We start from the raw sequence: 20,230 nt of genomic DNA on the forward strand, positions 1-20,230 counted from the left end.
CCTCGAATCTTTTCTGGATCGCAAGGAAAACTGCCATGTCGAAGAAAATCCGTTACTTCACCGAACTCGATGTTGCCCGTCTCGAAAGATGCGCCGCCGAACCCGGCGCCGCCCCCGCGCGCCAGGCCATGCTCGACGAGCTGCTCGAACACGCCGTGATCGTGGAGGCGCGCGACATGGCCGCCAACGTCGTGACGATGAACTCGCAGGTCACGCTCGTCGATGAGCGCAACGGCGCCTCCCTCACGTACACCGTCGTCTATCCGCATGAGGCGAACGTCGACGCCGGGCGCCTGAACGTGTTCTCGCCCGCGGGTCTCGCGCTCCTCGGCGCGAAGCGCGGCAACGCCGTGCGCTTCACGACGCCGGGCGGCGCGGTCGAAACGCTGAAGATCGAACGCATCCTGTTTCAGCCGGAAGCCTCGCAGGATTTCACGCTGTAAGTTCCGCCGGCACGAAACACCGCGCCACACCGTGCCTGGCACATCGCACGCGAGATGACACTTGCCAGATCGTCGCAGCGCGGTGTATCGTTTGGCCTTGCTTACGCGGGGGTCCTGCGTCATGCGCCGCATCGAACGAAAGTCGTGCAGCGTATTGCGCGGGTGAGAAATACCCTTTGAACCTGATCTGGATAATGCCAGCGCAGGGAAGCGTCCGGACTTCGCAACATCGCTCAGTGCCTCATCTCATCACAGCGAAGTCCGTCCACGTTCCGTCTCGTCTCCTGCTAAGCCGCTGTTCCCACTTTGCTTTGCATGGAGAGAGAGACGCATGAACGCGAATCCCAAGTTCATTTCCGCCAACGCGCACGTCGACGAAGCCGCGATCGCGCCGCTGCCCAATTCCCGCAAGATCTACGTGACCGGGTCGCAGCCCGATATCCGCGTGCCGATGCGCGAGATCACGCAGGCGGATACGCCCACGGGCTTCGGCGGCGAGAAGAATCCGCCGATCTACGTCTACGACACCTCGGGTCCGTACACCGACCCTGAAGCGAAGATCGACATTCGCGCGGGCCTGCCCGCGCTGCGTCAGAACTGGATCGAAAAGCGCGGCGACACCGAAGCGCTGCCGGGCCTCTCCTCCGAGTACGGCCGCGAGCGCGCCGCCGACCCCGCGACGGCCGAGCTGCGCTTCCCCGGCCTGCACCGCACGCCGCGCCGCGCGACGGCCGGCAAGAACGTCACGCAGATGCACTACGCGCGTCAGGGCATCATCACGCCGGAGATGGAATACATCGCGATTCGCGAGAACCAGCGCCGCGCCGAGTATCTGGAAAGTCTCAAGGCCAGCGGCCCGAACGGCGCGAAGCTCGCCGCGATGATGGGCCGCCAGCATCCGGGCCAGGCGTTCGGCGCAGCCGCCTTCGGCGAGAACGCGCTCAAGGAAATCACGCCCGAGTTCGTGCGCGACGAAATCGCGCGCGGCCGCGCGATCATTCCCGCGAACATCAACCACCCGGAAAGCGAGCCGATGATCATCGGCCGCAACTTCCTCGTGAAGATCAACGCGAACATCGGCAATTCGGCGGTCACCTCGTCGATCGGCGAAGAAGTCGACAAGATGACGTGGGCGATCCGCTGGGGCGGCGACACGGTCATGGACCTCTCGACCGGCAAGCACATTCACGAAACGCGCGAGTGGATCATCCGCAACTCGCCGGTGCCGATCGGCACGGTGCCGATCTACCAGGCGCTCGAAAAGGTCAACGGCAAGGCCGAAGATCTCACGTGGGAAATGTTCCGCGACACGCTCATCGAGCAGGCCGAGCAGGGCGTGGACTACTTCACGATCCACGCGGGCGTGCGCCTGCAGTACGTGCCGCTCACCGCGAACCGCATGACGGGCATCGTCTCGCGCGGCGGCTCGATCATGGCCAAGTGGTGCCTCGCGCATCACAAGGAGTCCTTCATTTACGAGCATTTCGAAGAGATCTGCGAAATCATGAAGGCCTACGACGTGAGCTTCTCGCTCGGCGACGGTCTGCGTCCCGGCTCGATCTACGACGCCAATGACGAAGCGCAGCTCGGCGAACTGAAGACGCTTGGCGAGCTCACGCAGATCGCGTGGAAGCACGACGTGCAGGTGATGATCGAGGGCCCGGGCCACGTGCCGATGCAGCTCATCAAGGAGAACATGGATCTCCAGCTCGACTGGTGCAAGGAAGCGCCCTTCTACACACTCGGGCCGCTCACCACCGACATCGCGCCGGGCTACGACCACATCACCTCCGGCATCGGCGCCGCGATGATCGGCTGGTTCGGCACGGCCATGCTCTGCTATGTCACGCCGAAGGAACACCTGGGCCTGCCGAACAAGGACGACGTGAAGGAAGGCATCATCACGTACAAGCTCGCGGCGCATGCGGCCGATCTCGCGAAGGGTCATCCGGGCGCCCAGGTGCGCGACAACGCTTTGTCGAAGGCGCGCTTCGAGTTCCGCTGGGAAGACCAGTTCAACCTCGGCCTCGACCCGGACAAGGCGCGCGAGTTCCACGACGAAACGCTGCCGAAGGACTCGGCCAAGGTCGCGCACTTCTGCTCGATGTGCGGCCCGCACTTCTGCTCGATGAAGATCACCCAGGACGTGCGCGACTTCGCGGCCAAGCAAGGCGTGAGCGACGACGAGGCCCTCAAGAAGGGTATGGAAGTGAAGGCGGTCGAGTTCATCAAGCAAGGCGCCGAAATCTATCAGCGCCAGTAAGCGCTGACTTCGGGCCGACTCAGGGCTCACTACGCCCCGGCGGGCGCTCGCCGTCCGCCGAAACATTTTCTAACGACTCCCACAACTCTCTGACAAGCGCACACACCCGGATACGGGTCGCGTGGCTAGGATGGGGATATCGAAGGTGTGGCGTGCGCGCCAGCGCACGTCGGACCGCCCACTCGAACGCATCATGCGTGGGGAGTCGAACAATGAATACGCTCAAACGTGCACGCACGCTACTCACGGTGACGACACTCGTCGCCGTGCTGGGCAGTCTTGGCGCTTGCGACAACATGTCGAGACGCGACCGCGATACGGTGATTGGCGCGGGCGTGGGCGGCGTGGCCGGCGCGGCGATCGGCGGCAATGCGCTCTCCACCGTGGGCGGCGCAGCGGTGGGTGGCGTGATCGGCAATCAGGTTGGCAAGTAAGTGGCAAACAGGCATTAGCGCCAGTACGAAGCGACGATGCGGCTGCACGACTGGCCGCACGATCGAAGCGACGGCACGCAACAGAAACGACACGGCAGGCAACACGCCATCCCAGGCGTGCATCAGGGAAGGATGCGCGGCGCAGACCCTCACGGGCTGCGCCGCGTTTGCTTGGGTCGATGCCATCGCAGCCACCGTGCTACGCGAAATATTCGGTTAACGATGCACAACACAAAGCGCGTTCGTACGGCGTAAGCTCAAGCGATCAGACGGCTCGGGCCTGATGGCGATCATCCTGCGCGGCCGTTCGCCACTCGCGGAGCCCGCCATGTAACGTCCGTCTGTGTTTGTGATCGCCGCCGCGAGCGCGCTCCCCGCGCTTTCCGGCTGCTACTACTACGCCCCCTACGGCTACCCGCCCTACTACTACGGCACCGTGCCCGTCGCGGCCACCCAGCAGGAAACCGTAGTCGCGCAAACGGCGCCGAACCCGGCTCCGGCCGCCATGCCCGACTCACAGTATCCGGGGCCGCTCTATCCTTCGCCGCCCGTGGCGATCGCCGTGCCCGCGTGGCCGGCCTATCCCGCTTATCCCGCCGCGTATCCCGCGTACTACCCTTACCCCGCGTACGGCTGGGGCTGGGGCGCGCCCGCCGTCTCGTTCGGCTTCGGCTACTGGGGCGGCGGCGGTGGGCACTGGCATCACTGACGCTCACGCTGCGCGCCACGCCGGCAAATGCGCCGCAAAACAGTGCCGGACCGTACTTTCCCTCCTTGACGCTCCCGTGTCGTTATCTATCCTCCAAGTGGGCTAGCGGGGATTGAAGCACCGCCTTAACTCGGCCACCTGGCCGCGCACTGAACTCCACAGCCGACGACGCGCCCCGGCGCACGCTGTCACTGCTGCGCCGATAACGAACCAGCATAAAGGAGACGTGATGTTCCACCAGCTGTTGACCCCCATCGGCAATTCGCTGCTGTTTTCGTTTCTGATCGCCGTGCTGCCGATTCTCACCGTGCTCGCCCTGCTCGGCTGGGCGCGGCGGCCCGCATGGCAAGCCTCGCTAGCGGGGCTCGTAGTCGGTCTGATCGTCGCGATCGGCGGCTGGCAGTTTCCGGTCAATCTCGCGATCAGCTCGGTGCTCGCGGGCGTGGTGTTCGCGCTCTGGCCGGTGATGTGGATCGTCGTCACCGCGATCCTGCTCTACAACATCGCGCTGCGCTCAGGCCGCTTCGCGGCCTTTCGCATGTGGCTGCTCGACAATCTGCCCAACGACCGGCGCATCGTGCTCGTCGTGGTCGGCTTCTCGTTCGGCGCCCTGTTCGAAGGGATTTCCGGCTTCGGCACGCCGATCGCTATCACAAGTTCGCTGCTCATCATGCTCGGCTTTCCGACGCTCGAGGCGCTGACCTTCACGCTGATCTTCAACACGGCGCCGGTAGCGTTCGGCGCGCTCGGCGTGCCGATCACCGTGCTCGGCGCAGTCACGCACCTGCCCTCCGATCTGCTCGGCCAGATGGTCGGCCGCCAGTTGCCGTTCTTCGCGTTGCTGCTGCCGTTCTATGTCATCGCGATCTACGCGGGCATGGGCGGCATGCTGCGCATCTGGCCGGTGCTGCTCGTCTCGGGCGGCAGCTTCGCCCTCACGCAGTTCGTCACCGCCAACTTCATCAACTACAGCCTCACCGACGTGCTCTCGTCGCTCGTCTCGCTGATCCTCACCATCCTGTTCCTGCGCGTGTGGAAGCCCGCGTCCGATCCGCGCTTCGCCATCAAGGTCGATCGCGCGAAGGAAGCGCGCGGCGCCGTGCCGGGCGCTCAGGGCTGGTATCCGTGGATCATCGTCGCGGCCGTCGTGATCATCTGGACCGTCGCGAAGGTCTTCACGATCGGCGAGGTGAAAGTGCCGTGGCCGGGCCTCGACAAGGCCGTCTACATCACGCTCTACAACACGCCCTATGGCGCGATCTGGGACTTCCAGCCGCTCGCCACCGGCACGGCGATTCTCGTCGCGGCGATCATCACCGCATTCGTCGTGCGCCTGAAGCCCGCCGATTTCGGCGTCGCGATCGTCGATACCTGGGTGCAGACGCGCATCGCCATCCTCACGGTCGCGACGATCGTCGGGCTCGCGTTCCTGATGAACTACTCGGGGCTCACGTATACGCTGGGTCTCGCGGTGTCGTCGGTCGGCGCGTTCTTCCCGCTCGTTTCGGCCTTCCTCGGCTGGGTCGCGGTGTTCCTCTCAGGCAGCGACACCTCGGGCAATGCGCTGTTCGGCAACCTGCAGGTGGTGGCCGCGAAACAGCTCAACCTCAACCCGATCCTGATGGCGGCGACCAACTCGTCGGGCGGCGTCATGGGCAAGATGATCTCGCCGCAGAACATCGCGACGGGCGTCGCCACTACGGACCTCAAGGGGCAGGAAGGCATTGTGTTCGCGAAGACCTTCAAGCACTCGATCCTGTTGACGGTGCTGCTCGGCATTCTCGTGTGGCTGCAGCAGAACGTGCTCACCTGGATGATTCCGCACTGAGTACGGCGCGCGGGCATGAAAAACCCGCCTGCGCGGGCAAGCGCAGGCGGGTTTTTCTTTTGCAGTCTTGAGCCAGACTACGCTGGCTCAGGCGCAATGCTTAGTGCAGTTCGTCGACCACGAGGCTCATGATCTCCTGCGCCGGGCGCGACGAGTCGATCTGGCCGCTGTCGTCCACGATCGCGACGCGCGTCTGGTTGTCGGTCACGGCGCGCACGTTGAGCTTGTACTGCTTCGCGGTCTTTTCCTTGCGGCCGTGGAAGATCTGGTTCCAGAACCCCTGCTCGTCCGAGCTGTGGTCCTTCGGATCGACGTAGCGCACGTAGTAGATGCCCTTCGTGCGGTCGCGATCGTCCACCGTGAAGTTGGCGCGATCGAGCGCGATGCCCACGCGCACCCACGCGCGGTCGTACGGCTCGCCGAGCGTGAGCTCCGACGAGGCGTACTGGCCAGACGTGCCCTGCGCGTTCGACGAGCCGCTGCCCGATTGCTGGCCCACGGCTGCGACGTTCTGCGCGGCCATGGCGGCCGCAGCGGCGTCCGGAGCCTTCGACTTCGCGTCGGTGCCCTTGCTGTTGGCCTTGGCGTCGGCTTCGGCCGCGACCTGCGCGTCGGGCACACCCGGCTTCGCGTTCGCGAGCGTCATCATGAGGCGCTTGAGGTATTCGGCTTCGAGCGCGGGATCGTTGGGTTTCGGCACCCACTTGCTGGTGTCGTTGTTGGTGCCCGAGAGCTGTTCGCTCAGACCCTTCTGGCTGATGAACACATAGGTGCCGCCAGTGGGCGACGTTTCGAGGCGCGTGCGGTACTTGTTACGCTCGGCGGTCACGTACGAGTTGCCCGTGGCCCACGAGAGCGTGTTGCGGATGAGGCCGTCGCTGATCTTCGGATGGGTTTCGTTCCAGTCCGTTTCCATCACGCCCTTGTCGCGCTGGTCGACCACGAGCAGGAAGCCCTGTTCCTGCCAGAAGCGGCGCACTTGCGCCCAGACCTGGTCGGGCGTGCGGCTGTCGATCACGAGCCAGCTCTCCGTGCCGTCACGCTGGATATGCATGCCCGGCACCTGCGGAACCACCTGGGCTTCGTCGGACTGCGGCGCGGCGGCCTGGGTCTGCTTGAGGGAAGACAGCGAGGTTTCGCCGCCCTGCGGCGCGAGCGAGCGCTGGTCGGACGCTTCGTCGAGCATGTTCGGCGGCACAGCGAGCGAGGACTGCTTCGCCTTGGCGTCACTACGGTAATCGATCTTGCCCGGCGTCGGCGAGCTGCAGCCGGCGACCAGCCCGCCCGCCATCAGAAGCGCGAGTGCGCGTGCGGCAAGACGTTGATGAAAATCACTCATGTTCGGGTAATCCCTTCGGCTACGCCACGGCCAGTTTCCGTGGATCAACCAAACATTTTACCGGTCCGGCGGCCCGCTGTGCAAAAACCACGGGGTGGCACGCGATCCAGGCCCGGTATCCGCCGCGGCGACGCGCGCCGAAACGCGAGCTCGGCTCCCCAAACCGCCCGCGCCGTAACATTCATCGACATTCGATCCGGCGCAGCCAGCCTGCTGAAAAGCCGCCAATTTCCTTTTGGATCAATGCATTAACTCCGCTCCACGCCAAAACGTTGCTTTGCGCTATGCCGCCCTTCCACTCCGGGACGCTCGCAAGAACGACCCTGGTGCTAATTTCATTTCGAAATCTCAAAAAAGAGATTCATAAAAAGCAGGACCGGAGAGCGTCATGAAAACCTGTAATCTCACCCAGGCGGGCCGCGCCGCAGCCTTCGCCTGCGCGCTCAGTTGCCTCGGCTTCACCGCCGTGCCGGCCCGCGCCGCGCTCGGCGACACCGCAGCCGTGCCAGCCGGCGCCGCCCTGCGCAGCGTCGGTGGCGGCGCCGGCCGCGTCGTCAGTTACGTCGACGACAACGGCACGACCATCAACGCCTATGTGGGCAGCGCGACCGGGACGGTCTTCGCGTACACGTGGCAGGGGCCGGCTCAGCCCAACGTGGAGGCGCTGCTGGGCCGTTACGCAGCCGACTGGCGCAGCGCCGCCGCGGCGCTTCACGCCACAGGCCGCAACGGCCTGCATGCCGCGCGCGTGGACGGCGCGCAGGTCGTGGTCGAGACGGCCGGCGGCCATATGCGCGCCTACGCGGGACGGGCATGGCTGCCCGCCGCGCTGCCCGCGGGCGTGAGCGCCGGGGATCTCCAATGAAAGCCCGCCCTCGGCGCCTCGCCCCCCACGCCCCCCACGCCCTCCTCGCGCTCCTCCCGCTTTGCGCCGCGCTCACGGCTTGCGGTGGCGGCGATGCCGGAACAGCGTCCGCGACCACAGGCGCCACGGCGCCCGCCAGCGTCCCGGGTGTCGCAAGCGCGCCGCCGACCACCGGCACGAGCGGCACCGTGCCGCAATCGACCACGCCCAATGTCGTGGCCGTCACGGTCGGCCCGACGCCCACCTCGACGCGCAACATGCTGATGACGAGCGTCACGGTCTGCGTGCCGGGCACCGCGGACTGCGCGAGCGTCGACCACGTCCAGGTCGATACCGGCTCGCAGGGCCTGCGCCTGCTCGGTTCGGCGCTGCCGGCGGGCCTCGCGCTGCCCGCCGTGCCAGCCGGCGCGGGGGCCGACATCGCCGGCGAATGCGCCGTGTTCGGCACGGGCTACACGTGGGGCGCGGTGCGCAGCGCCGACGTGAAGCTCGCGGGCGAAATCGCCGCCGCGCTGCCGATCCAGGTGATCGCCGACCCGGCCGTGCCCGCCACGGCGCCGGCCGGCTGCGCCGGCAGCGGCCTCGCGATGAACAGCGCCGCCACGCTGCGCTCGAACGGCATCCTCGGCGTAGGGCCGTTCAGCGCCGATTGCGGCGTGTCCTGCGTCAGGGCGGCAGTCACGCCGTGGTACTACGCGTGCCCCGCGAGCGGCTGCACGGCGAGCACGCAACCGCTTGCGCAACAGGTCAGCAACCCGGTGGCGGGCTTCGCCACCGACAACAACGGCGTGATCATCGACTTGCCGGCGCTGGCCGACAGCGGCGCGTCCGGGCTGCGCGGGTCGATGATCTTCGGCATCGGCACGCAGGCGAACAACGCGCTCGGCAGTGCAACCGTGCTGCGCGCGAACTCGGGCACGGGCTATGTGAAGACGACGACATCGGACGGCACCGTCTACTCGCTGAGCTATCTCGACACGGGCTCGAACGCGCTGTACTTCAACAGCCCGACGATGACGCGCTGCGGCTTCTGGTATTGCCCGAGTTCGCCTGTCAGCCTCAGCGCGACGATAGCCGGCATCGACGGCGTGGGCGCTCCCGTGACCTTCGCGGTCGCGAGCTCGACGACGCTGCTCGCCACCGGCAACTGGGCCTTCAGCAATCTCGCGGGCTACAACGGTCGCGCGTTCGGCTGGGGACTGCCGTTCTTCTTCGGGAGGCGCGTGTTCACGGCGATCGCCTCGCAGGCCACGCCAGCCGGCAGCGGACCTTTCTTCGCGTTCTGAGCGCGCCGGCGGCCGCCTACGTCTCATCAGTCACAAACGACGAAGGCCTCCTGGGAGGCCTTCATGAGCGCAGATTGCGCCAGCGACGGGTGCCGCCGCAGCCGCGCCACGGCGAGCCGCGTGCGTTCGATTTAGTCGTTCGCGGCGTTCGGGTCGGGCGTGGTCTTCGCGAGCTTCGGCGGCGCGAGCCAGCGGAACGTCGCGAGGCCCGATTCGTTGAAGGTGCACTCCGCAGCCGCCGGCGTGACCGCGGCCTTCTTGATGCCGAGCTTTGCGGCCAGCAGCGCGACCGGCGTAGTCGGCTTGCCCTCCGCCGCGCCGCCCTGGGCGACCGGAGCGGTGGGAACCGAAATCGTGCCGGGCAGCGCTGCCGCCTGCACCGTCGGCGCCGTAACCGTGGTCGCCTCGTTGGCGCCCTGCGCCGCGGTGGACGACGCTGCCGATGCGGCCGAAGCCGCCGAGGCAGACGGCGCCGATGCTGCCACGACGGCCGACGCCGCGCCGTTCTCGAGGCGCCCTTCGACCACCACGCGCGCGCCGCGATACGTCGTCGCGCTATGCGTGACTTTGAGGTCGCCGAGCGTCGTCTCGGCAAGGCGGCTACGCATCGCCTCTTCGCAAGCGCTGGTGTTGCGGTACTGCGCCGCGCATCCCGCGAGCAGGGTGACGGCGGCCGCGAGGCCGGCTAAGCATGCGTTACGTGTGTTCATCGCTCATCCGATTTTCAGGCTGCGGCAATTGTAGCGTACGGGGCGGGGAATCCCTGACGGCGCTCGCGCTCACGCGCGACCCTGCTATCATCGCCGCTGTATATCCATACAGTGCCGCGCGTGCTTCCCGACTCTCCCGATCCGTTCTACTACCTCGCCAACTTCGAGCGTGCGCTAGCGTGGCTCGACACGCGCTGCGCCGACCTGTTCGACGACGCCGAGCGCCGCTTCGCCGACGATTTCGCCCAGATGCCGCAGGCGTCGCGCGCGCTCTTCGTGCGCATGCTGATGCGCAAGGGACCCCATTTCCGCGCGAGCCGTCTCGCGTACGACGAGATCGGCTGCCCCCGCGCGGCGGCGGCACCGCTCGTCGCGGCGGGCTGGCTCGACGACGCACCCGCGCTCGATCTCGACGCGCTCGCCGCGCTGGTCACGAAAGCCGAACTGCAGACGCTCGCCCCGCGCCTCGGCATCGCGCTCGAAGCGCGCGCCACACGCTCGGCGACGCTCGAGGCGCTCGATGCACACTATGCCGCCGCACCCGAGCCGCGCGACTGGCATGCTTGGTTCCCGGCCTCGCCCGACACCGTGCTGCGGTTCGCGAGCGCCCCGCTCTGCGAGCGCCTGCGCCTGATGTTCTTCGGCAACCTGCATCAGGACTGGTCGGAGTTCGTGCTCGCCGACCTCGGCGTCTTTCGCTACGAAAGCGTGCCCTTCGATCGCGCCTCGCGCGCGTTCCAGCGCCGCGAGGACATCGACGCGTATCTGGCGCTGCGCGATTGCCGCGACGGACTCGAGAGCGGCGCGGGGACCCAGGACTTCGACGCTGCCGCTGCCATCGGCGCAACCCTCGAAGCGCTCGACACGCTGGCGCCGCGCACGCAAGCCAACGCGTGGCTGCGCGCTCGCCACGACAAGCTGCGTCACGCCGCGGGGCTCGCAGCCGAGCGCGCGGGCGAAGCCGAACTCGCGTGGCGCGCTTATCTCGACTGCGGTCATCCTGAATCGCGCTATCGCCGCGTGCGCGTGCTCGAACAGCTGAACCGCCGCGAGGAAGCGCTGGCGCTCGCGCAGACCCTTGCCGATGCGCCCGCGAACGAAGAAGAAGCGCAGCGCGCGGCACGCACACTCGGGCGTCTCGCGCGCACGCGGGCAAAGTCGAAGACGAGCGCGGAGCCGGGGTTCGCGCAGCTCGAACTCACGCTGCCCGCGGCGCCCGGCGCGCTGCGCGTCGAGGAAGCCGCCCGCATCGCGCTCGCCACGCCGCAAGCGCCCGTGTTCTATGTCGAGAACACGCTGATCAACGCGCTCTTCGGCCTGCTCTGCTGGCCCGCGCTGTTCGCGCCGCTGCCGGGCGCGTTCTTCCACCAGTTCCAGCGCGGCCCCGCCGACCTGCACGCCGCCGACTTCGTCGCACGCCGTGCCTCGCAGTTCGCAGCCTGTCTCGCCGAACTCGAAACGCATGCCTACCGCGACTCGATTCTGCGGCGCTACGCGGAAAAATCCGGCACCCAGTCACCGTTCGTCGCGTGGCCCGCGTTGAGCGACGAACTGCTCACGCTCGCCCTCGACTGCTTCCCCGCCGCCCATCTGCGCCTGTGGTTCGAGCGGCTGCTGCGCGAACCCGTTGCCAACCGTTCGGGGCTGCCCGATCTCGTGCGCTTCTGGCCGCACGAGCGGCGCTACGAACTGATCGAGGTGAAAGGCCCCGGCGACCGTTTGCAGGACAACCAGCGCCGTTGGCTTGCCTATTGCGTGCAGCACGGCATGCCGGTTTCCGTGTTACAGGTGCGCTGGCCCAACCTGCCCGACGCAGCCGACGAAACCGGCGACGGCGTCGCCCAGGCGCCGCGCGCGCCATGAGCTACACCGTCGCCGTCCGCACGCTGTGCGAGTTCACCGCGAAGCGCGGCGACCTCGACTTGCGCTTCACGCCCTCGCCCGACGCAAGCGATGGCCGCGCCGGCCACACGGCCATCGCCGCGCGACGCCCGCCCGGCTACGAGACCGAGATCGCGCTTTCCGGCACGTTCGAGTCGCTCACCGTGCGCGGCCGCGCCGACGGCTACGATCCGGCACGCCGCAGGCTCGAAGAATTCAAGACCTATCGCGGCGACCTCGATGCGATGCGCGAGAATCAGCGCGCGCTGCACTGGGCGCAGTTGCGCGTCTACGGCGCCCTCCTGTGCGACAAACTCGGTCTCGACGCGCTCGAACTCGCTTTGGTGTACTACGACATCGGTTCGGGCCGCGAGACGGCGCTCGTCGAGCAGGCGAGCGCCTCGGAATTGCGCGCCGCGTTCGAAACGCAATGCCGTCGCTTCGTTGCATGGGCCGAGCAGGAAAGCGCACACCGCGCCGCGCGCGACGCCGCGCTTGCCACACTGCGCCTGCCGCATCCGCAGTTTCGGCACGGCCAGCGCGATCTTGCCGAAGCCGTCTGGCGCGCGGCGACACAGGGGCGCTGTCTGCTCGCGCAGGCCCCCACCGGTATCGGCAAGACCATCGGCACGCTCTTTCCGCAGTTGAAGGCTTGCCCGCGCGCGGCGATCGACAAGGTCGTGTTTCTGAGCGCGAAAAGCTCAGGGCGTCAGTTGGCGCTCGATGCGCTAGCTAAGCTGACAAGCACACAAGACGAAGCAAGCGCCGATGCGCAACGAACGCACGTGCCCGTGCGCGTGCTCGAACTCGTTGCGCGCGAGAAGTCTTGCGAGCATCCCGAAGCGGCATGTCATGGCGAATCGTGCCCGCTCGCGCGCGGCTTCTACGACCGTCTGCCGGCCGCGCGTGCCGCGGCGCTCGAACGCGTGCGGCTCGATCGCGCGGCACTGCGCGAGGTGGCGAGCGAGCATGCCGTGTGCCCCTACTACCTTGGCCAGGAACTCGCGCGCTGGAGCGACGTGATCGTCGGCGACTACAACTACTGGTTCGACGTGAGCGCCATGCTGTTCATGCTCGCCGCGCACAACCAGTGGCGCGCGAGCGTGCTCGTGGACGAAGCCCACAACCTCCCCGAGCGCGCCCGCGCGATGTATTCGGCGGAACTCGTGCAAACGCGCATCGACGCCGTGCGCCGCGCCGCGAGCGCACCGCTCAAGCGCGCGCTCGCGCGCCTGCAGAAGCACTGGAACGCACAGAACGCCGTCCAGCCGGGCGCCTGGCGCGCGAGCGACACCTTGCCCGAAGGCCTCGTTGCCGCGCTCGGCGACGTGATCGCGGCGATCGGCGACCAGCTCGCCGAACCCGCGCTCGTGCGCGACCCCGAACTCGAGCGCTTCTATTTCGACGCCCTGCACTTCACGCGCATTGCCGAACGCTTCGATACGCATTCGCTCTTCGACGTCACGCCGCTGGCGCATCAGAACGCGCGCTGCCCGCGTTCCACGCTCGCCATTCGCAACATCGTGCCGGCGGATGCATTGCGCCCGCGCATCGCCACGGCACACAGCATTACGCTTTTTTCAGCGACGCTCTCGCCCACGCATTACTACAGCGACATGCTCGGCCTGCCCGCCAACACGGTGAGCATCGACATCGACACGCCGTTTCGCGCCGAGCAGCTCGACGTCCACATCGCCCGCCATATCTCGACGCGTTATAAGGACCGCGAACGTTCGCTCGAAGGGCTGGTTGAGCGCGTGGCCGCGCAATTTGCCGAACGCCCGGGCAACTATCTGTGCTTTTTCAGCAGCTACGACTATCTGCAGCAAGCCGTCGACGCGTTTGCGGCGCGCCATCCAGAGGTCGACGTCTGGATTCAGTCGCGCGCCATGGACGAGGCGGGCCAGCAGGCCTTCGTCGCACGCTTCGTGGAAGGCGGCTGCGGCATCGGTTTCGCCGTGCTGGGCGGCGCGTTCGGCGAAGGCATCGATCTGCCGGGCACGCGCCTCATCGGCACGTTCATCGCGACGCTCGGCATGCCGCAGGTGAACGCCGTGAACGAGGCGATGCGCGCACGCATGGATACGCTCTACGGCGACGGCTTCGACTACACCTACCTGATCCCTGGCCTGCGCAAGGTGGTGCAGGCCGCCGGGCGCGTGATCCGCACCGAGCACGATCGCGGCGTCGTGCACCTGCTGGACGACCGCTTCGCGCAGCCCGGCGTGCGCGCGCTGCTGCCCACATGGTGGCGTATCGCCGCCAGTTAATCTGGATTCCATATCAATCAGAAGGGAAAAAAGCTGGCGCACGTTCCGGTGCGCCAGCCGTCGCTCCACTCAATCAAGCAGGCTTCGCCTTGCCCCCGCCCTTGCCGCTCTTCTTCGGCGGCGGCGGTGGATCGCCTTCCATGTCGTCCGCGGCCATTTCGCTCGCGATTTCGTCGACCGGCGGCGTCGCCGTTTTCTTCGCCTTCTTCGCCGGCTTGTCCTCCTTCACGTCGGGCGGCACGGCGACCTTGCTGATCGTGACTTCTTCGTTCGTCTTGTCGTAGCCGATCTCGACGGTATCGCCGGACTGCAGCGCGTCGCCGAGTATCTCTTTGGCCAGACGCGTTTCCACTTCCTGGCGAATCTGCCGCTTGAGTTCGCGCGCGCCGAACTCCGGCTGATAGCCGGCCTCCACTAGATGATCGACAAGCGTCTGGCCCATATAGAGCGTGATGCCCTGCGCGGCCGCCGTGCGTGTGACGCGCTCGAGCTGGATCTGCACGATCGCGCGGATGTTGTCGCGCGAAAGCGCATGAAACACGATGATTTCATCGATGCGATTGAGGAACTCGGGCCGGAAATGGCCCTTGAGCACCTTCATGAGTTCGGCGCGGATCGTCTTGTCGTCGAGACGCGACTTCTCGGGGCGCTCGAGGTTGTCCATGATGATCGACGCGCCGAGGTTGCTCGTCGCGATCAGGATCGTGTTGCTGAAATCGACCACGCGACCTTTGCCGTCGGTTAACCGCCCGTCGTCGAACACCTGCAGCAGCACGTTGTAGACGTCGGCGTGCGCCTTCTCGATCTCGTCGAGCAGAATCACGCTGTACGGGCGGCGCCGCACGCGCTCGGTAAGCTGGCCGCCCTCGTCGTAGCCCACGTAGCCCGGCGGCGCGCCGATGAGCCGCGCCACCGCATGACGCTCCATATACTCGCTCATGTCGATGCGGATGATGGCCTGCTCGTCGCCGAACACGGTTTCCGCCAGTGCCTTGGCGAGCTCGGTCTTGCCCACGCCGGTCGGCCCGAGGAACAGGAAAGTCGCGATCGGCCGGTTCGACTGGCCGAGACCCGCGCGCGACAGGCGCACGGCGTCGCTCACGGCGACCACGGCGTCCTCCTGGCCTACCACGCGCTCGCGCAGCGTCTCTTCCATCTTGAGCAGCTTCTGGCGCTCTTCCTGGGTGAGATCCGCGACCGGAATGCCGGTGAGCCGCGACACGACTTCGGCGATCGACGCCACGGTGACTTCGAGCGTTTCCGAGCCCGTCTTGCGCTGCCACGCCTCGGTCAGCTCTTCGAGCTTTTCCTGCTTTTCGTTGATACGCTCCTCGAAACCCTTGGCCTCGTCAAAGCGCTTGCGCGACGCCGCGTAGTCCTGCTCGCGCTTGAGCTGGGCGATCTCCGCTTCGAGTTCCTGCATCTCGGCGGGACGCGAGGTCGAACCGATGCGCACGCGCGCGGCCGCCTGATCGATGAGATCGATCGCCTTGTCGGGCAAGAAGCGCGACGTGATGTAGCGATCCGACAGCTCGGCGGCGGCCACGAAGGCGTCGTCGGCGAAGGTCACCTGATGGTGCGCTTCGAGCTTGTCGCGCAGGCCGCGCAGGATCACGATGGTTTGCTCGACCGTGGGCTCCGGCACGAGCACGGGCTGAAAGCGACGTTCGAGCGCCGCGTCCTTCTCGATGTACTTTTGATACTCGTTCAGCGTCGTCGCGCCGATGAGACTCAACTCGCCGCGCGCCAGCGCGGGCTTCAGCACGTTCGCAATGTCGAGCCCGCCTTCGCCGCCGCCCTGACCCGCGCCGACGATCGTGTGCAATTCGTCGATGAAGAGAATCAACTCGTCGTGCTTCGCGCTCACTTCGTCGATCAGCTGCTTCGCGCGTTCCTCGAACTCGCCGCGGTATTTCGCGCCCGCGACCATCGAATTGATGTTCACCTCCACGAGCCGCTTGCCGCGCAGCACCTCAGGCACGTCGCCATTGACGATGCGCTGTGCGAGCCCTTCCACGATGGCGGTCTTGCCCACGCCCGGCTCGCCGATCAGCACCGGGTTGTTCTTCTTGCGCCGCGCGAGCACCTCGATCGTGCTCTCGATTTCCTGCGCGCGGCCCAGCACCGGATCGAGCTTGCCTTGCCGCGCCATGGCCGTCAGGTCGCGGCCGAACTTGTCGAGCGTGGGCGTGCCCGTGGGCGCATCCACGCGGCCGTCTTCCGCGCCCTTGCCCACTACCTTCACGACCTTCTGACGCAGCGCCTCGGGCGTCACGCCGTACTTCTTGAGCAGCGCGCCCGCAATGCTGTCGGGCACCGCGGCGAGACCGATCAGCAGATGCTCGGGGCCGACGTACGAGTGGCCGAGATCGCGCGATGCCTGAAACGCATATTGAAACGCTTTTTTCAGGCGCGGCGAGATCGTCATCTTGTCGATAGGCGCGTCGGGCGAAGCCGTGCCCTTTTGCGCATGCTGATCGATATAGCCTTTGATGTCCTGCGGCGAGAGCTTCAGCTCCTTCAGGAGTGCTGCGCAAACATCGGTGTCCGCCAGTACGTACAGCAGGTGTTCCGTATCGAGTTCATTGCGCTGCAGTTCATGGGCTTTTTCCGCGGCGCGCTGCAGGATTTCGAGCGTCTGCTCGCTGAACGCATCGGTCGCATCGACGGATTCGCGCGGCACCTCGGCGGCGAGGTCGTGCCCCTCGTCGTCGTGCTCGTCCTCTCCGCCTTGCCCGCCGAAAAAGCGCGACAGGCCGCTGCCGCCCAGCAGCGAATCGAACGGGTTGAGCATGCTTTGGTGACGCATCAATTGGCGGTAGTCGTAGTCGCAGATCGACATGGACTTGCGCTGCCCGTTTTGCACGACAGTCACGCGCGCGACTGCAGGCCGGGAATTACAGATTTCGCAAAGAGTGGGCATGGTCGGCTTGTCTCCGGAGGATCGGAATCGCGCCGCCGAAGCTGGCAAAACGCTGGCACAACCTCGCGGCCTGATTCGGTGCAACGCGAGCGCTCACGCGGCGGTTGCACCAGCAAAGCGACAAATCGGCGAGCACGCGCCGGAGCATGACGACGCGGTGCTGTGGCTGACGATGACCTTGCAGAGGGCATGATTCGCGCGCATCGCGTGCGTACGCCGCCCTGCACGGGTGCGAACGATTGTGGCAGGAAACGATTGCCGGCGCGTCGAACCTGCGCCGTTCAGCGCGAGGTTTTCGATCGGCCACAGCAAAGAAAAAGGGCGGGACATGCGTCCCGCCCTGAGAGCGCGCTCGGGGCGCGCGAGGAGAGCAACTGCACGTGGCAGTCATCCGCGAGAGATCCGTCGCGGTGTCACGCGCGATGCAAGAATACGGTCAAAAATTTCATGGCGCCGGCAGGTTTGCAATCGTGTCTGCTGTGCGTTTCTCAGCGGCGGTTCGAGCCCGACACCACATCGATCCACACGGCGAGCACGAGAATGCCGCCCTTCACAATCATCTGCCAATACGCGTCCACGTCGAGCATCGACATGCCGTTGTCTAGGCTCGCCATCACGAGCGCGCCGATCAGCGCACCATACACGGTGCCGGAACCGCCGCGCATCGACGTGCCGCCGATAAAGCAGGCCGCGATCGCGTCGAGTTCGCCCATCGTGCCCGCCGAGGGCGAACCCGCCGCGAGACGCGCTGTATTGACGATGCCCGCGAACGCACACATGAGGCCCATCAGCGCGAAGATGACGAGCTTCACGCGGTTCGTATTGACGCCCGAAAGACGCGTAGCTTCGAGGTTCGAACCCACCGCGTAGATGCGGCGGCCGAACACGGTCTGCGTGGCGATCCATGTGAAGATACCGAGCAGCGCGAGCAGCAGCAGCACGGGCACAGGAATGCCGCCATAGCTGTCGAGCATCAGCACGAAGGCAAGCAGGATCGCGCCCGCACCGACGATCTTCACGCCGTCTTGCCAGAGCGGCACGACGCTCAGCTGATAGCGCCTGCGGTTCCCACGCTGGCGTACCGTGAGCACGGCGAGCAGCACGAAGAGCGCGAGCGCCAGCACGTCGCCCGCTACGCGCGGCAAGTAGCCCTGGCCGAGAAACACGAAATGATCGGACACCGGCGCAATGGTCGAGCCGCCCGTGATGCCGAGCAGCACGCCGCGAAACGCGAGCATGCCGCCGAGACCCACGATGAACGACGGCACGCGGCGGTACGTCGACCACCAGCCGTTGAAGAGTCCGACGAGCACGCCAAGCGCGAGCACCGCCGGCACGGTCACGCCGATGGGCCAGCCGCGATTCACGTCGAGAATCGCCGCGACGCCGCCGAGCAGGCCCAGCAGCGAGCCGACCGAAAGATCGATCTCGCCCGCGATGATGACGAACACCATGCCGCACGCGAGCATGCCGGTGATCGACATCTGCCGCAGCAGGTTCGACACGTTGCGCGGCGTGACGAACGCGCCATGCGTGAGCAGCGAAAAGAACAGCCAGATTACGGCCACTGCGAGCAGAAGCGCGAGGATCTTGTAGCGCGCGAAGAGTTGCTGAAAACGCATGGCGAAGCCATTGCCGCCTTGCGGCAGGTCTTCGCGTGCGCCTGGGGTCGTGACGTCGGGGGTCATACTGCACTCGCTGTATCGGGTTGGGCGCGCACGCTCTGGATCGCCGCGCCAAGAATGTCTTCCTGCGTGAGGTCGTCATTGACGAAGTCGCCGCGCAACTCGCCCTCGCCGATCACGAGCACGCGGTCGCTGATGCCCAGCACTTCGGGCAGTTCGGACGACACCATCACGATCGCCACGCCGCGTTTGGCCAACTGGAAGATCAGCTTGTAGATCTCGTACTTCGCGCCGACGTCCACGCCGCGCGTCGGCTCGTCGAGGATCAGGACCTTCGGGTCGGTGAGCAGCATCTTGGTGAGCACCGCCTTCTGCTGGTTGCCGCCCGAGAGGCTCGCAATCGACAGCATGGGGTTCGCTGCGCGCACCGACAGGCGCTGCATCTCCGTGCGGATCGTATCGAGTTCGGCGGCCGTGTCGATGCGTCCGCGCCGCGAAAAGCGTTGCAGCACCGAGAGCGTGATGTTGTGGCCCACGCCCAGTTGCGGCACGATGCCGTGGCGCTTGCGGTCCTCGGGCACCATGGCGATGCCCGCGTTGATCGCGTCGAGCGGCGAACGGATTTTCAGCGGCTTGCCTTCGAGCAGGACCGTTGCCGTGCAGGTGCCCGCATACGCACCGAAGATCGCCTGCATGGTTTCCGTGCGGCCGGCGCCGACGAGCCCGGCCACGCCCAGAATCTCACCGCGACGCACCGAGAACGAGACGTCGTCCACGCGCTTGCGGCGCGGGTTCGTCACGTCGTAGCAGGTCACGTTGTGGGCCTCGAACACGACCTCGCCAATGTCATGCGGCTCGCGCGGAAAGAGATTGCGGATCTCGCGCCCCACCATCTGCGCAATGATGCGGTCGGTGGTGAGCGTCGCCATCGGCTCGGTGGCCACGTGACGGCCGTCGCGAATCACACTCACCGTGTCGCACACGGCTTCGACTTCGTCGAGCTTGTGCGAGATGTAGACGCACGCCACGCCGCGGCGCTTCAGGTCGCGCACGATGTCGAGCAGGATCTTCGTTTCGGCCGCCGTCAGCGAAGACGACGGCTCGTCGAGAATCAGGAGCTTCGCGCGCTTGTTCAGCGCCTTCGCGATCTCGATGAGCTGCTGATGGCCGCCGCCGTAGTTCATCACCGGCTGCGCCACGTTGATGGCGTCGATGTTCAGCTCGCGCAGCAATTCGTCGGCGCGCTGGTACATCGCCGCGTAATTCATGCGCCCGCCCGGCAGCGTGATTTCGTTGCCGAGAAAGATGTTCTCGGCCACCGACAGCTCGGGCACGAGCATCAGCTCCTGGTGGATGATGACGATGCCCGCGCGTTCGGTGTCGCGCACGCTTTGCGCTTCGAGCGGCGCGCCTTCCCAACGGATCTCGCCGCTCCAGGTGCCGTGCGGGTACACGCCCGAGAGCACTTTCATGAGCGTGGATTTGCCGGCGCCGTTCTCGCCGCACAGGCCCACACATTCGCCGGGCCGCACCGTGAGGTCGATGCCGTCGAGCGCTTTCACGCCCGCAAAGGACTTGACGATGCCGCGCATCGTCAGCAAGGGTTCGGTCATACGCTGGTTACTCGCTGCGATGGCCCGCGCGCGCCGCGGTG

14 protein-coding genes and 1 riboswitch are annotated in these 20,230 nt (G+C 66.4%); of the genes, 9 read left to right on the forward strand and 5 right to left on the reverse strand.

Annotated features, from left to right (window positions below; translation table 11 throughout):
• The first annotated feature begins 35 nt into the window (after window positions 1-35).
• The 5 genes from AB4Y40_RS02175 to AB4Y40_RS02195 all read left to right on the forward strand — a co-directional run bounded on the left by AB4Y40_RS02175 (window position 36) and on the right by AB4Y40_RS02195 (window position 5,677).
• Window positions 36-443 carry a GreA/GreB family elongation factor gene (locus tag AB4Y40_RS02175; protein WP_368686253.1) on the forward strand — a complete coding sequence of 136 codons (408 nt, stop codon included), beginning with the start codon at window positions 36-38 and terminating at the stop codon, window positions 441-443.
• A 97-nt stretch (window positions 444-540) separates the two neighbouring features.
• A riboswitch (TPP riboswitch) is annotated at window positions 541-670 on the forward strand.
• A gap of 104 nt (window positions 671-774) precedes the next feature.
• Window positions 775-2,706, forward strand: coding sequence for a phosphomethylpyrimidine synthase ThiC (gene thiC / locus AB4Y40_RS02180; RefSeq protein ID WP_368686254.1), 1,932 nt, complete (start codon window positions 775-777; stop codon window positions 2,704-2,706).
• A 212-nt stretch (window positions 2,707-2,918) separates the two neighbouring features.
• Complete coding sequence (locus AB4Y40_RS02185) at window positions 2,919-3,140, forward strand: glycine zipper 2TM domain-containing protein (RefSeq protein ID WP_042264685.1); 222 nt, start codon at window positions 2,919-2,921, stop codon at window positions 3,138-3,140.
• Window positions 3,141-3,483: 343 nt separating this feature from the next.
• Window positions 3,484-3,849: a hypothetical protein gene (locus tag AB4Y40_RS02190; protein ID WP_368686255.1), complete on the forward strand. Its 366-nt coding sequence runs from the start codon at window positions 3,484-3,486 to the stop codon at window positions 3,847-3,849.
• A gap of 229 nt (window positions 3,850-4,078) precedes the next feature.
• Window positions 4,079-5,677 carry an L-lactate permease gene (locus AB4Y40_RS02195; RefSeq protein ID WP_368686256.1) on the forward strand — a complete coding sequence of 533 codons (1,599 nt, stop codon included), beginning with the start codon at window positions 4,079-4,081 and terminating at the stop codon, window positions 5,675-5,677.
• 100 nt (window positions 5,678-5,777) lie between these two features.
• Here the strand turns inward: AB4Y40_RS02195 and bamC are convergent, their stop codons facing one another.
• Window positions 5,778-7,016 (reverse strand): outer membrane protein assembly factor BamC, encoded by a 1,239-nt coding sequence (gene bamC, locus AB4Y40_RS02200; protein ID WP_368686257.1) that lies wholly within the window; start codon window positions 7,014-7,016, stop codon window positions 5,778-5,780.
• 388 nt (window positions 7,017-7,404) lie between these two features.
• Here bamC and AB4Y40_RS02205 point away from each other — a divergent pair, with 388 nt between their 5' ends.
• Window positions 7,405-7,881 carry a DUF2844 domain-containing protein gene (locus AB4Y40_RS02205; protein ID WP_368686258.1) on the forward strand — a complete coding sequence of 159 codons (477 nt, stop codon included), beginning with the start codon at window positions 7,405-7,407 and terminating at the stop codon, window positions 7,879-7,881.
• The gene (locus tag AB4Y40_RS02210) at window positions 7,878-9,167 is read left to right on the forward strand and encodes a DUF3443 domain-containing protein (RefSeq protein ID WP_368686259.1); all 1,290 of its coding nucleotides are present in this window, start codon (window positions 7,878-7,880) and stop codon (window positions 9,165-9,167) included. The genes AB4Y40_RS02205 and AB4Y40_RS02210 overlap by 4 nt, the downstream gene beginning before the upstream one ends.
• Before the next feature lie 131 nt (window positions 9,168-9,298).
• Here the strand turns inward: AB4Y40_RS02210 and AB4Y40_RS02215 are convergent, their stop codons facing one another.
• Window positions 9,299-9,877: a hypothetical protein gene (locus AB4Y40_RS02215; RefSeq protein ID WP_368686260.1), complete on the reverse strand. Its 579-nt coding sequence runs from the start codon at window positions 9,875-9,877 to the stop codon at window positions 9,299-9,301.
• A gap of 120 nt (window positions 9,878-9,997) precedes the next feature.
• On the opposite strand from AB4Y40_RS02215, the gene AB4Y40_RS02220 reads away from it, so the two are divergent.
• Both AB4Y40_RS02220 and AB4Y40_RS02225 read left to right on the forward strand, forming a co-directional pair.
• Entirely contained in the window at window positions 9,998-11,740 is a 1,743-nt protein-coding gene (locus AB4Y40_RS02220) for a VRR-NUC domain-containing protein (protein ID WP_368686261.1), read from the forward strand.
• The gene (locus tag AB4Y40_RS02225; protein ID WP_368686262.1) at window positions 11,737-14,028 is read left to right on the forward strand and encodes an ATP-dependent DNA helicase; all 2,292 of its coding nucleotides are present in this window, start codon (window positions 11,737-11,739) and stop codon (window positions 14,026-14,028) included. The genes AB4Y40_RS02220 and AB4Y40_RS02225 overlap by 4 nt, the downstream gene beginning before the upstream one ends.
• Window positions 14,029-14,101: 73 nt before the next feature.
• Here the strand turns inward: AB4Y40_RS02225 and AB4Y40_RS02230 are convergent, their stop codons facing one another.
• The 3 genes from AB4Y40_RS02230 to xylG form a co-directional block, all read right to left on the reverse strand.
• A complete protein-coding gene (locus AB4Y40_RS02230) occupies window positions 14,102-16,951 on the reverse strand; it encodes an AAA family ATPase (protein ID WP_368686263.1) in 2,850 nt (949 codons plus the stop codon).
• 488 nt (window positions 16,952-17,439) lie between these two features.
• Window positions 17,440-18,639 (reverse strand): sugar ABC transporter permease, encoded by a 1,200-nt coding sequence (locus AB4Y40_RS02235; protein ID WP_368686264.1) that lies wholly within the window; start codon window positions 18,637-18,639, stop codon window positions 17,440-17,442.
• Window positions 18,636-20,189, reverse strand: coding sequence for a D-xylose ABC transporter ATP-binding protein (gene xylG / locus AB4Y40_RS02240; protein WP_368686265.1), 1,554 nt, complete (start codon window positions 20,187-20,189; stop codon window positions 18,636-18,638). Before xylG ends, AB4Y40_RS02235 begins: the two co-directional genes overlap by 4 nt.
• Between the last annotated feature and the right edge of the window lie 41 nt (window positions 20,190-20,230).

The sequence above is a fragment of the Paraburkholderia sp. EG287B genome (assembly GCF_040965595.1).
In the GTDB taxonomy this organism is placed as follows: Bacteria; Pseudomonadota; Gammaproteobacteria; order Burkholderiales; family Burkholderiaceae; genus Paraburkholderia.